The following is a 13277-nucleotide window of genomic DNA, read 5'->3' as shown; positions in this document are numbered from 1 at the left end:
TTTTTAACACGCCGAGCACCAACGAAATCTACACCTAGGCAAACACTCTTTCCCTCAACGACGCTCTTCCGATCTGCATCTACCCGGCCACGTCGCCCGGCGGCTGGCAGCTGATCGGCCGCACGTCGCACGTGCTGTTCGATCCGGCGCGGCCGCAACCGTCGCTGCTGCTGCCCGGCGACCGCGTACGCTTCACCATTGCCGGAGTCGACGCACGATGACCCAGAGCACCGTACCGGGCACCATCGAAGTGGTGCGGGCCGGCCCGCTGTCCACCGTGCAGGATCTCGGGCGCCGCGGCGCGCGCCATCTCGGCGTCGCGCAGGGCGGCGCGCTCGACGGCCTCGCGCTCGAAGTCGGCAACCGGCTGGTCGGCAACCGCCCCGATGCGGCGGCCGTCGAGATCACGATCGGCCCGGCCGCTTTCCGCTTCACGCGCGCGACCCGCATCGCGATCACCGGCACCGAGTTCGGTGCGACGCTCGACGGCCAGCGCGTATATTCATGGTGGAGCCTGCCGGTCGAGGCCGGGCAGACGCTCGTGCTGCCCGCCGCGAAACGCGGGATGCGCGGCTACCTGTGCATCGCGGGCGGCATCGACGTGCTGCCGATGCTCGGCTCGCGCAGCACCGATCTCGCGTCACGCTTCGGCGGCCTCGGCGGCCGCGCGCTGCGCGACGGCGATCGCCTTCCGGTCGGCGTGCTTCCGGCCGGGATGGGTTGCCTCGCGGCCGACGCGCCCGAATTCGGCGTCAAGGCGCCGGCGTGGTGCGCGTTCGTGCGCGTCGACGAGCCGCCGCGCCGTCACCGCCCCGCGCATGCGCCGTGGGCGATGCCGGTGCGCGTGCTGCCGGGCCCCGACTACGCGTCGTTCGCCGCCGATTCGCAGCAGGCGTTCTGGGATGAGGAATGGCTGGTCACGGTGAACAGCAACCGCATGGGCTACCGGCTGGCCGGTGTCGAACTCGTGCGCGAGCGGCCGGCCGAGCTGCTGTCGCACGCGGTGCTGCCCGGCACCATCCAGGTGCCGCCGAACGGCCAGCCGATCGTGCTGATGCACGACGCGCAGACCACCGGCGGCTACCCGAAGATCGGCACGGTGATCCGTGCGGACTTGTGGAAACTCGCGCAGGCGCGGCTCAACCTGCCGATCCGCTTCGTGCGCACGACACCCGACGCCGCGCGCGCCGCGCTGGCCGCGGAACGTGCGTATCTGCGGCAGATCGACGTGGCGATCGACCTGCGCGAGGAAGCGCGCCGCCGCGCCGAGTCGCGTGCGGCGTGACAATGGCGGTAGCGGTACCGAAGGCAGTCGTCGTAGAGAAAACGGGCCACGCAATCAGTGGACGAGGAACATCATGCAAATCGATCTGAATGCCGATCTCGGCGAAGGATGCGGTTCGGACGAGGCGCTGCTCGACCTCGTGACGTCCGCGAACATCGCATGCGGGTGGCATGCGGGCGGTGCGAACGCGATGCGCGACTGCGTACGCTGGGCCGTGCAGAAAGGCGTGGCGATCGGCGCGCACCCGAGCTTTCACGATCCGGAGAATTTCGGCCGCAAGGAAATGCAGCTGCCGGCCAGCGACATCTACGCGGGCGTGCTGTACCAGCTCGGCGCGCTGTCGGCGATCGCGCAGGCCGAGGGCGGGCGCATCGCGCACGTGAAACCGCACGGCGCGCTGTACAACCAGGCCGCGCGCGACCCGCTGATCGCCGATGCGGTGGTGTCCGCGATCCGCGATTTCGACCCGTCGCTCGCGGTGTTCGGGCTCGCGAACAGCGTGTTCGTCGCGGCCGCGCGGCACGCGGGGCTCGCCGCGGTGGAGGAAGTGTTCGCCGATCGCGGCTACCGCGCCGATGGCTCGCTCGTGCCGCGCAACCAGCCCGGCGCGCTGATCGACGACGAGGACACGATGATCGCGCGCACGCTGGACATGGTGCGCAGCCGGCAGGTGCGGGCGATCGGCGGCGAATGGGTGATGCTCAATGCGCAGACCGTCTGCCTGCACGGCGACGGGCCGCACGCGCTGGTCTTCGCGAAACGGATTCGCGCCGCGCTCGAGGCGGTGGGCGTCGACGTGGTCGCGCCCGGCATGCTGCAGGCCGACGAACGCGCCTGATGCGCCGATCGCGCCGGCGCACGCACGATCCGTCGCACCAAAGAAAAAAGCGCCCTCGTGGCGCTTTTCCGTTGGCGCAATCGGTGCGGCTTCGCCGTCTGTCGATTCGCCCCCCGAAACCGTCTTGCGACGGTGACCGGAAAAATATTCCGGATTAAAAAACGTCCGCCGCCGCCCGATCACTGCCTTTCCCCGGTGGGACGACGGAACGTTGCTTATCCCGCAAGTCGGCCTGCATGCCTTGTTGTTGTCCGACGATGATTGGCCCCGCCGTACATGCAGACACTTCCGCGGCCGGCACGTGCACCACGTGCCGGCAACGCGCTAACCCCGCGCTTTATTTTCTGCTACCCCGTAGAACTTTTTCTATTCTTTTCATTTTTTCAACTTGTGGATCGAAGAATAGATATTGGCAGATCGGGATGTCAATCGTTTGAAACGCTATTTTCTGATGATTCGAGGGTTTTCCTTATCGAATCGCGTGCCCAACCAGGCGTTTGAGCCGCTCGCACGGCGTCGATCAAACAGGGGAGGATCGGTTCGGGCACGTTGACGGCGATCAGTTCGCGTCGACGCTGTAACCTTGTTGACGCAACAATTCGAGCACGCCGCGCGGGCCGCCCAGGTGCAGCGCGCCGATCGCGACGAACAGCGGCCGGTTCGGTGCGGCGATTGCCGTCATCCGTGCAACGAAGCGCCGGTTGCGCTCGTACACGATCTTGTTGTCGATCGCGTCCGACAACGCCTTCGAACGCGCGAGCCGTTCGCTCTTCGCGACCGCCCATGCCGAGATCGCATCGGCGTCGCCAATTCGCCACAGTCGATGCAGCGCCTTGATGTCGTCGGCGTTCTGCGCGGGCGTCTGCACCATGTCCTGCGCGAGCATCTCGCGCTGCTCGGCGAGCGTCAGCCCGGTGAACGCGCGCATCTGTTCGGCGAGCGTCTCGAGCCCGATCACGCGGCCGCCCTTCTTCTTCAGGAACACGTTCTGCAGCTGCGCCTCGGTGCCGTATTCCGTCTGCAGGCCGGCCGACAGTGAATCGTAGGTCTCGACGACGAGCGCCGCGAGCCACGGCCGCATCTTGCGGATCTCGACGAGCGCCGCCGGGTTGCCGTGCAGGCGTGCCGCGAGCCGCTGCCACAGCGGCTCGGGCAGCAGCCGCTGCAGGCACGGGTAGCGGCAGACGCCGTACTTCGACACGTCGTCCTGCGATTCGAGCAGATCGTCGGGCGACAGTTCGAGCGCCAGTGTGGGCGACGCGGCGAGCGCCGCGAGGATGCGCGGCCGGAACGGCTGCGCGCTCGGGTAGTCGGACGGGTCGCCGGTGTGCAGCGTGCCGAGCACGTAGAGCGTGACCTTGCCCTTGGTCGCGACGTAGAACGGCATGCGTGCGGGCTGGACGCGCACGGAGCCGCTCGAAACCGTGCCGTTCGACACGGCGGGCGCGTGGAAGCCCGGCAGGCTCATGCCGGGCGGCGGGACTTGCGACGGATGGATCGGTGAAGTGGCCGGCGCGCGCCCTTCGGCGCGCGCGGATTCGACGGGAACCACGAGGCTGGCCGCCACGCACGCGCCGGCCAGCGCCGCGCCCGTGACGGTACGCACGCTCCAGCGCCGCGCGTAGCGGTACGCGCGCATCACGCGCGCGCTGCTTGCCCCCGCACGGCGCACGCCGGACGCGCGCGCCGCCAACGCTTCAGGCATTCTCCTCCCCGACCTCCTCGGCCCGATGGCAGGCCACGCGCCGGCCGTCGACCTCGCGCAGCTGCGGCTCCTCCACCCGGCAGCGCTCGACCGCATACGGGCAGCGCTGATGGAACGCGCAGCCCGACGGCGGATTGAGCGGCGACGGCAGTTCGCCCTGCAGCTTGATCTGCACGCGGCGGTCTTCCTCGAAGATCGCCGGCGTCGCCGACATCAGCGCGCGCGTGTACGGATGGCGCGGCCGTGCGTAGATCGTCGCCTTGTCGCCCAGCTCCGCGACACTGCCGAAGTACATCACCATCACGTCGTCCGCGACGTGCTCGACCACCGACAGATTGTGCGAGATGAACACGTAGCTCGTCTTGAACTGCTCCTGCAGATCCATGAACAGGTTCAGGATCTGCGCCTGGATCGACACGTCGAGCGCGGACACCGGCTCGTCGGCCACGACGATGCGCGGATCGAGGATCATCGCGCGCGCAATCGCGACACGCTGGCGCTGGCCGCCCGAGAACATGTGCGGATAACGCTTCGCGTGCTCGGGCCGCAGGCCGACCGTACGCATGATCTGCGCGATGCGCTGCGCACGTTCGGCGGCGGTCAGGTTCGCGTTGATCTCGAGCGGCTCGGACAGCGTCTGCTCGACGGTCTTGCGCGGATTCAGCGACGCGAACGGGTTCTGGAACACCATCTGCACACGGCGGCGCAGGTCGGCCACCGTCTCGCGGCTGGCGCCGGCGACGTTCTTGCCGTCGATCGTCAGGCTGCCCGAGGTGGGCGTCTCGATCATCGTCAGCTGGCGGGCGAGCGTCGACTTCCCGCAGCCCGATTCGCCGACGACGGCGAGCGTCTTGCCGCGCTTCAGCGAGAACGACACGCCGTTCAACGCCTTCACCGTGCCCTGCCCGAACATCCCGCGCTTCACCGAATAGTGCTTCGCGAGGCCGTCGGCCACCAGCACGGCTTCCTCGTCGTGCGACACGCGAGGCGTTTGATTGACTGCATTCATCGTGCACCTCCCGTCAGGTCGAGGTTGGAAACGTTGAGCGGCTTGATGCAGCGCGCGCGCATCGCATCGTTGGCCGGCACCAGCGTGTCGAGCGCCGGCCGCGCCTTGCGGCAGTCGTCGACGACGTACTTGCAGCGCGGCGCGAACAGGCACCCGGACGGGCGATCATCGCGGCCCGGCACCATGCCGGGCAATGCGGCAAGGCGACGCGCCCCCTGATTGTGCTCGGGAATCGCCGCGAGCAGCGCTTCGGTGTACGGATGATGTGGCGCACGGAAGATGTCGGGCACGCGGTTGGTCTCGATCACCTCGCCCGCGTACATCACCGCCACGCGCTGCGCGACTTCCGACACCACGGCCAGGTCGTGCGAGATCAGCACGAGCGCCATCCCGCGCTCCTTCTGCAGCTTCACGAGCAGGTCCATGATCTGCGCCTGGATCGTCACGTCGAGCGCGGTGGTCGGCTCGTCGGCGATCAGCAGCTTCGGGTTGCACGCCACCGCCATCGCGATCATCACGCGCTGGTTCATCCCGCCCGACATCTGGTGCGGGAACGACGCGATGCGGTTCTTCGCATCGGGAATGCCCACCTGGTCGAGCAGTTCGAGCGCGCGCCGGTGCAGCGCGTCGCCGCGCAAGCCCTCGTGCAGCTTCAGCACTTCCTTGATCTGGTAGCCGACCGTATAGCTCGGGTTCAGGCTCGTCAGCGCGTCCTGGAACACCATCGCGATGTCCTTGCCGACGATCTTGCGGCGCGCCTTCGGCGACGCCTTCAGCAGGTCGACGCCGTTGAACGTGACTTCGTCCGCCGTCACCTTGCCCGGCGCGTCGATCAGGCCCATCAGCGCCATCATCGTCACGCTCTTGCCCGAGCCCGATTCGCCGACGACGCCCACCACCTCGCCCGGCGCGATCGACAGGTTGATCCGGTCGACGGCGGGCAGGCCGTTGAAGTTCACCGCGAGATTGCGGATGGTCAGAAGATTCTGGGTCATGTCGTCCTCCGCCGGGCCGCCCCAAGGAGGATGACCGCCCCCTCGGGGGGCAACGAACGAAGAGAGTGTGGGGGTTGTTTCATCTCAGGCCATCCGTTTCAGTTTGGGATCGAGCGCGTCGCGCAGCCCGTCGCCGAGCAGGTTGATCGCGAGCACCGAAATCAGGATCGACAGGCCCGGCATCGTCACGATCCACCACGCGTTGTCGATGTAGTCGCGCGCGGAGGCCAGCATCGCGCCCCACTCGGCGGTCGGCGGTTGCACGCCGAGGCCGAGGAAGCCGAGCGCGGCCGCGTCGAGGATCGCCGACGAGAAGCCGAGCGTCGCCTGCACGATCAGCGGCGCCGTACAGTTCGGCAGCACCTGCGAGAACATCAGGCGCAGCGTGCCGGCACCGGCCACGCGCGACGCCGTCACGTACTCCTTCTGCAGCTCGCCGAGCGCCGATGCGCGCGTGAGGCGCACATAGGCCGGCAGCGCGACGATTGCGATCGCGAACATCGTGTTGGTGAGGCCCGGGCCGATGATCGCGACGACCGCGACCGCGAGCAGCAGCGACGGCAGCGCGAGCAGCACGTCCATGATGCGCATCACGGGCGTGTCCGCCCACTTCTGGAAGAACGCGGCGACGAGCCCGAGCACGATACCGGGGATCAGCGCGAGCACGACCGACACGAAGCCGATCCAGAACGACATCCGCGCGCCGTACATCAGGCGCGAAAGAATGTCGCGGCCCGCTTCGTCGGTGCCGAGGATGAATTTCCAGTTGCCGCCGTCGAGCCACGCGGGCGGGATCTTCACAAAGTCGCGGTATTGCTCGACCGGGCTGTGCGGCGCGAGCAGCGGCGCGAGCAGCGCGACCAGGATCAGCACGATCACGACGATGCCGGCGCCGACGGCGCCCCGGTTGCGCGAGAAGTTGGCCCAGAACTCGCGCAGCGCGAGCGCACGGCCGCCGGCCGGCGCGGATTCGGTCGGCAGGGTATTTTGCAGATTGCTCATGGGATTACCTCGTGTGGCGGATGCGCGGATTCAGCACGCCGTACAGCAGGTCGACGACCAGGTTCACGACGATCACGAGCGTCGCGATCAGCAGGATGCCGCCCTGGACGACCGGATAGTCGCGGCGGCCGATCGCATCGATCAGCCACTTGCCGACACCGGGCCACGAAAAGAGCGTCTCGGTCAGCACGGCGCCCGCGAGCAGCGTGCCGATCTGCAGGCCGATCACGGTGACGACCGGGATCAGCGCATTGCGCAGCGCATGCACGACGACCACGCGCGCGGGCGACAGCCCCTTCGCGCGGGCGGTGCGAATGTAATCCTCGCGCAGCACTTCGAGCATCGACGAGCGCGTCATCCGCGCGATCACCGCGAGCGGGATCGTGCCGAGCACGATCGCGGGCAGGATCAGGTGGCTGACCGCCGACTTGAACGAGCCCTCATCCGGCGCGAGCAGCGCGTCGATCAGCATGAAGCCCGTCGGGTGCGGGAAGTCGTATTCGACGGCGATGCGCCCCGACACGGGCGTCCAGCCGAGGTACGACGAAAACACCATGATGAGGATCAGCCCCCACCAGAAGATCGGCATCGAATAGCCGGTGAGCGCGGTGCCCATCACGCCATGGTCGACGACCGAGCCGCGCCGCAACGCGGCGATCACGCCGGCCGGCAGCCCGACCGCGAGCGCGAACACGAGTGCGCACAGCGACAGCTCGACGGTCGCCGGGAAACGCGCGAAGAACTCGCCCGCGACGCTCGTGTTGGTGATGATCGACGTGCCGAGGTCGCCATGCAGCGCCCGGCCGATGTAGTGGATGTACTGCATGGGCAGCGGCTGGTCGAGCCCGAGGCGTTTCATCGCCTCCGCATGCATCGCGGGATCGACGCCGCGCTCGCCCATCATCACTTCGATGGGGTCGCCCGGTATCAGGTGAATCAGCGCAAACGCCAGGATGGTGATGCCGATGAAAGTCGGGATCACCATGCCCACGCGGCGCAACACGAATGTGAACATGATGCGTCTCGTATTTTCTTGTGGGAAATGTGCGACCGGCGACGGGAAGCTTTTGGCCTCCCGCCGCCGGATGAATTAGCCGGTCTCGGTCTTCGTAGACAGCTTACGCCGGGCGCGTTACTTCACGCTGACACCGTCGAAGCGGGCATAGCCGAGCGGCTCGATACGCATGTCGACCACGGTCTTGCGCACCGGCTGGTAGACCGTCGAGTTCGCGATCGGCGAGAACGGCAGCTGTTGCGCGAAGATCTGCTGAGCCTGCATGTAGAGCTTGGTCCGCGCGTCCTGGCCCGTCGTCGTGCGGCCCTTCTGGACCAGCTCGTCGAACGGCTTGTAGCACCAGTGCGAGAAGTTGTTGCCCTTGATCGCTTCGCAGCCGAGCAGCGTGCCGAGCCAGTTGTCCGGATCGCCGTTGTCGCCCGTCCAGCCGATCAGCATCGTGTCCTGCTCACCCGAGTGCGCGCGCTTGATGTACTCGCCCCACTCGTACGTGACGATCTTCGCCTTCACGCCGATCTTCGCCCAGTCGGCCTGGATCATCTCGGCCATCAGGCGGGCGTTCGGGTTGTACGCGCGCTGCACCGGCATCGCCCACAGCGTGATCTCGAAACCGTTCGGGAAGCCGGCCTTCGCGAGCAGCGCCTTCGCCTTCGCGGTGTCGTTCGGCGCCATCTTCAGGTTCTTGTCGTACGACCATTGGGTCGGCGGCATCGGCGCGCTAGCCGCCTGGCCTGCGCCCTGGTAGACCGACTCGAGGATCGCCTTCTTGTTGATCGCCATGTCGAGCGCCTGACGCACCTCGAGCTTGTCGACCGGCTTGTGCTCGACGTTGTATGCGAGATAGCCGAGGTTGAAGCCGGCCTGCGACGGCATGTCGACGTTCGAATCGGCCTTCAGCGTCGCGATGTCGGCCGGACGCGGATAGCTCATCACCTGGCATTCGTTGCGCTTGATCTTCTGCACGCGCACGCCCGGATCCGGCGTGATCGAGAAGATCAGCTTCGAGATCTTCACTTCGCCCTTCTTCCAGTAATCAGGATTCCCGTCGAAACGGATCGTCGCGTCCTTCGTGTAGCTGCGGAAGATGAACGGGCCCGTGCCGACCGGCTTCTGGTTGATGTCGGCGGCCTTGCCGGCCTTCATCAGCTGGTCGCCGTATTCGGCCGACAGGATCGACGCGAATTCCATCGCCATGTTCTGGATGAACGGCGCATTCGGTTCGGCGAGCGTGAACTTCACGGTGTACGGATCGACCTTCTCGACCTTCGTGATCAGCTTGTCGAGGCCCATGTCGGTGAAGTACGGGAACGACACCGGGTACGCCTTGCGGAACGCATTGTTCGGGTCGAGCATGCGCTGGAACGAGAACAGCACGTCGTCCGCGTTGAATTCACGCGTCGGCTTGAAGAAGTCGGTCGTGTGGAACTTCACGCCGTGGCGCAGGTGGAACGTGTACACCTTGCCGTCCGGCGACACGTCCCACTTCTCGGCGAGGCCCGGCTCGACCTTCGTGCCGCCGCGCTCGAATTCGACGAGGCGGTTGTAGACGGTGAACGTGGCTGCGGTGAAATCGACGCCGGTCGTAAATTGCGCGGAATCGAAACCCGCCGGGCTGCCTTCTGAGCAGTAGACGAGCGTTTTGTTCGGGATCTGTGCGAATGCAGAGCCCGCGACGCCGAGCGATGCCGCTGCCACGCCTGCAATGGCGGTAACACGCAGGGTGTGCAACAGACGGTTGTATTCCATGTTTCCTCCAGGTCTCCAGATCGGAACCGGCCCGCCAGGGGCCGGCGTACGCGGATATTACTTGAGCTAACGATGTGGCAACAAGCTGGAGAAAAAACTCTTCTAGATGTCCCGCCGGGTTTTTGCCGATGTTTAGTGGGAGTAAAAAATGCCACAACGCGCGCGAGCGCCCATTTCGTTCATTTCGCGCAAGTTTCGTTCGACGACTAAACAATTCGGGCGCGACCACGAAGGGCCGGCGCGCCGCTTTCCCGTGATCTGCAGCACATCATTGCGTTTTGCGAAACGATCCGGTGATCGTCGTCGAATCGTCATGTTGTCGCGTCGGCGCGTCGCCGCGTCGTCACGCCGGCGCATCGAGGTCGGCGCTGCGCGCGGGCACGAACGCGACCGCGACGATCGACAGCGCGATCCCGGCCATCACGTAGTAGGTCGGCGCGAGCGGCGTGCCCGTGACCTTGATCAGCCACGTGACGATGAACTGCCCGAAGCCGCCGAACAGCATCACCGCGACGTTGTACGCGATCGACAGCCCGGTCGAGCGCACGTTGGCCGGGAACAGCTCGGCGATCATCGCGCCGAACGGCCCGTAGTAGCCCGCGAGCGTGACCGACAGCACGGCCTGCACCGCGATCAGCCGCGCGATGCTCGGCGCCGCGTCGAGCCACGCGAACAGCGGATACATCAGCACGAGCGTGAGCGCGAGCGACCACAGCGACAGCCCTTTTCGGCCGATGCGATCCGACCACGCGCCCGCGATCGGCGACAGCACCATCAGCAGCAGGTTGCCGACGATCACCGCATAGAACGATTCCGCGTACGGCAGCTTCAGCTGCTTCACCGCGAAGGTCGGCAGATAGCTGATCAGCACGTAGATCGTCACCGTCAGCGCGATCACCGAGCCGAGCCCGCACAGCACCTCGCGCGGGTAGCGCGTGAACACTTCGCCGAGCGTCACGCGGCGCGCGCTTTGCTGCGCATGCAGGAACGCCTCGGAATCGGCGAGATGGCGGCGGATGTAGAAACCGATCGGGCCGATCACGAGCCCGAGGATGAACGGCACGCGCCAGCCCCAGCTGCGCAGCGCCTCGTGCGACAGCCCGCGCGTGACGGCCGCGCCGACGAGCGCGCCGATCAGCAGCGCGGCCGCCTGGCTCGCCATCTGCCAGCTGCCGTAGAAGCCGCGTTTCGAGAACGGCGCGGCCTCGATCAGCAGCGCCGTCGCGCTGCCGAATTCGCCGCCCGCGGAGAAGCCCTGCAGCAGACGGCCGAGCACGATCAGGAGCGGGCCGCCGATGCCGATCGCCGCATACGGCGGCGCGACCGCGAGCAGGAAGATGCCGGCCGTCATCAGGAGGATCACGAGCGACAGCGCGGCCTTGCGGCCCGCGCGATCCGCGTACAGCCCGAACACGATGCCGCCGATCGGACGCATGAAGAACGCGACGCCGAACGTCGCGGTGGTCAGCAGCAGCGACGAGTATTCGCTGGAGGTCGGGAAGAACAGCTCGGCGATCACGACCGTCATGAAGCCGAACACCGTGAAGTCGTACCACTCGAGCGCATTGCCGATCACGGCGGCCGCGACCGCACGGCGGTTCAGCGCACGCTCGGGCCGGCTCGTTTTCGTTGAATTCGCAATCGTCGCCATGCGTGCCTCGTCCTCGTCGGTTCGCCGTGTCGGGCTGCGCGGCGCGCGGAGTGCCCGCGGCGCGCCGGTGTGCAGCGAGTGTAGAAAGCGACGGAACCGTTTTCAAGCAATAAAAAACGCCCGCCATCTTTCGACGGCGGGCGTTGTGCGGTTTTCGCCACAATGCGGCATCGCACGATGCCGCGCGGGCCTCAACCCATCTTCGAGAAGGCGCTGCACCAGCCCTTCGCCGACACCTGCTTGCCGGGGAAGGCGCCGCACGGGCCCGAGGCCGAGCCCTTCTTGCCCTGGTACAGCATGCAGGCCGCGCAATCCTGGCCTGCCGCGTATTTCGGGTACTTCGTCTTGTCGACCTTCGTCGCATCGGCCTTGTAGCCGAGTGCCGTCGCGGTCGGGTCGCTTTCCGCGAGCATCGGCGCATCGGCCAGCGCTTCACGCGACAGCGCCAGCGCGGACACGGCACCAATGCTCGTAATCAGGAAACTCCGACGGGATGTTTTCATGGGGGACTCGCTCCAACGTTATCGGTTTGAAAGCTGTTCTGGCGACAGCCGTTCGACAGAATAACGCTCAAGCAAATAGTTGTGCGCGTCGAAATGTCATAGATAAGAAATTCGACACACCGGGCGAGTGCGCCGCGTCAGCGGTAAGCCGTCATGTCGCCCACCCGCTGCGCGAGCGCGAGCGACGCGGTGAGCCCCGGCGACTCGATGCCGAACAGGTTCACGAGCCCGCGCACGCCGTGCTGCGCGGCGCCCTGCACGATGAAGTCCGCCGGCGGCTCGCCCGGCCCCGCGACCTTCGGCCGGATGCCCGCGTACGCCGGCTGCAGCGCGCCGTCGGGCAAGCCCGGCCAGAACGCGCGGATCGACGCGTAGAACGCGGTCGCGCGCGCCGGATCGACTTCGTAGCGCAGCGCATCGATCCATTCGACGTCCGGGCCGAAGCGCGCCTGCCCGCCGAGGTCGAGCGTCAGGTGCACGCCGAGCCCCGCGCGGTCGGGCATCGGGTAGATCAGGTGGGAAAACGGCGCGCGGCCCGACAGGCTGAAGTAGTTGCCGCGCGCGAGATAGAGCGGCGGCACCCAGCGCGGGTCGAGGCCGTGCGTGCGGCGCGCCAGCGCCTGGGCGCCGAGGCCCGCGCTGTTGATCACGCAGGCGGCCTCGATCTCGGTCGGCGCGTCGCCGCCCGTGCGCACGACGAAGCGCCCGCCGCGCAGCACGTCGATCGATTCGACCGGGGATTTCAGCGCGCACACGGCGCCGTCGCGCTCCGCGTCGCCGAGCAGCGCGAGCATCAGCTGGTGGCTGTCGACGATGCCGGTGGACGGCGAGAACAACGCCTCGACGCATTCGAGCGCGGGCTCGATCGTCTGCGCCTCGGCGCGCGTGAGCGGCATCAGGTCGAGCACGCCGTTTTCGGTCGCGCGTGCGGCGATCGCCCTCAACTGCTTCACCTGCGCGGCGCTCGTGGCGACGAGCAGCTTGCCGGCGCGCCGGTGCGGCACGTGATGGGTCTCGCAGAATTCGTACAGCAGGTCACGCCCGTGCACGCACGACGTCGCCTTCAGCGACCCGCGCGGATAGTAGAGCCCCGCGTGGATCACTTCGCTGTTGCGCGAACTCGTAGCCGTGCCGATCGCATCGGCGCCCTCGAGCACGAGCGTTTCACGCCCGCGCGCGGCCAGTTCGCGCGCAATCGCCAGACCGACGACGCCCGCGCCGATCACGACACAATCCATCTGCTCCATGACGTTTCGCGCCGCTAGCGCGTCGAGGGGAGAGAAGGGAATTGTACGTCCCGGTTCATCCGCTTGCCGAAGGTCGTGCAGCGTCTCGCGACGACGCCGTGCATGACGCGGCGCGCACGGCACGACGCGCACGCCGCCAGGGCCGCCAGGGCCACCGCTGCGCGCGCGCCGCTCGTTCAGAAGCCGATCGGCCGGCGCTTCGCCGCGCCTTCGTCGGCCAGGGTGTCGCGCTGCGCGATTTCCTCGTACCCGTCGTGCCGTGCTGCGCCGAGCCCGTGCAA

Annotated in this window: 11 protein-coding genes and 1 pseudogene; 3 read left to right on the top strand and 9 right to left on the bottom strand. The window is 67.2% G+C overall.

The features are described from left to right. Nucleotides 1–77: 77 nt before the first annotated feature. The 3 genes and pseudogenes from G3N96_RS34010 to pxpA form a co-directional block, all read left to right on the top strand. Nucleotides 78–221, top strand: a pseudogene (locus tag G3N96_RS34010) (carboxyltransferase domain-containing protein); the annotation flags it as partial. Then, entirely contained in the window at nt 218–1285 is a 1068-nt protein-coding gene (locus G3N96_RS34005) for a biotin-dependent carboxyltransferase family protein (protein WP_124582067.1), read from the top strand. The pseudogene G3N96_RS34010 and the gene G3N96_RS34005, both read left to right, overlap by 4 nt. Before the next feature lie 73 nt (nt 1286–1358). Next, the gene (gene pxpA / locus G3N96_RS34000) at nt 1359–2123 is read left to right on the top strand and encodes a 5-oxoprolinase subunit PxpA (RefSeq protein WP_089495806.1); all 765 of its coding nucleotides are present in this window, start codon (nt 1359–1361) and stop codon (nt 2121–2123) included. A 559-nt stretch (nt 2124–2682) separates the two neighbouring features. Here pxpA and G3N96_RS33995 read toward each other — a convergent pair. The 9 genes from G3N96_RS33995 to G3N96_RS33955 form a co-directional block, all read right to left on the bottom strand. Further along, entirely contained in the window at nt 2683–3828 is a 1146-nt protein-coding gene (locus G3N96_RS33995; protein ID WP_206139924.1) for a TraB/GumN family protein, read from the bottom strand. Next, nucleotides 3821–4837, bottom strand: coding sequence for a peptide ABC transporter ATP-binding protein (locus G3N96_RS33990; RefSeq protein WP_039354810.1), 1017 nt, complete (start codon nt 4835–4837; stop codon nt 3821–3823). The genes G3N96_RS33995 and G3N96_RS33990 overlap by 8 nt, the downstream gene beginning before the upstream one ends. Beyond that, nucleotides 4834–5832 carry an ABC transporter ATP-binding protein gene (locus tag G3N96_RS33985; protein ID WP_124582063.1) on the bottom strand — a complete coding sequence of 333 codons (999 nt, stop codon included), beginning with the start codon at nt 5830–5832 and terminating at the stop codon, nt 4834–4836. The genes G3N96_RS33990 and G3N96_RS33985 overlap by 4 nt, the downstream gene beginning before the upstream one ends. Before the next feature lie 84 nt (nt 5833–5916). Continuing rightward, nucleotides 5917–6834, bottom strand: coding sequence for an ABC transporter permease subunit (locus G3N96_RS33980; RefSeq protein ID WP_039354804.1), 918 nt, complete (start codon nt 6832–6834; stop codon nt 5917–5919). 4 nt (nt 6835–6838) lie between these two features. Further along, complete coding sequence (locus G3N96_RS33975; protein WP_014895775.1) at nt 6839–7849, bottom strand: ABC transporter permease subunit; 1011 nt, start codon at nt 7847–7849, stop codon at nt 6839–6841. 117 nt (nt 7850–7966) lie between these two features. Continuing rightward, on the bottom strand, nt 7967–9595 hold the full coding sequence (locus G3N96_RS33970; RefSeq protein ID WP_124582061.1) for an ABC transporter substrate-binding protein: 1629 nt from the start codon (nt 9593–9595) through the stop codon (nt 7967–7969). 343 nt (nt 9596–9938) lie between these two features. Beyond that, complete coding sequence (locus G3N96_RS33965; protein WP_089495809.1) at nt 9939–11246, bottom strand: MFS transporter; 1308 nt, start codon at nt 11244–11246, stop codon at nt 9939–9941. 191 nt (nt 11247–11437) lie between these two features. After that, nucleotides 11438–11749: a high-potential iron-sulfur protein gene (locus G3N96_RS33960; protein WP_039354792.1), complete on the bottom strand. Its 312-nt coding sequence runs from the start codon at nt 11747–11749 to the stop codon at nt 11438–11440. Nucleotides 11750–11886: 137 nt separating this feature from the next. Further along, nucleotides 11887–12996, bottom strand: a complete 1110-nt coding sequence (locus G3N96_RS33955; protein ID WP_206139923.1) for an NAD(P)/FAD-dependent oxidoreductase — start codon at nt 12994–12996, stop codon at nt 11887–11889. Between the last annotated feature and the right edge of the window lie 281 nt (nt 12997–13277).

Source organism: Burkholderia sp. Se-20373 (genome assembly GCF_017104705.1).
Classification (GTDB): Bacteria; Pseudomonadota; Gammaproteobacteria; order Burkholderiales; family Burkholderiaceae; genus Burkholderia.
Note: the sequence above shows the minus strand (reverse complement) of the source record. Positions and strands in the feature narration are given on the sequence as shown.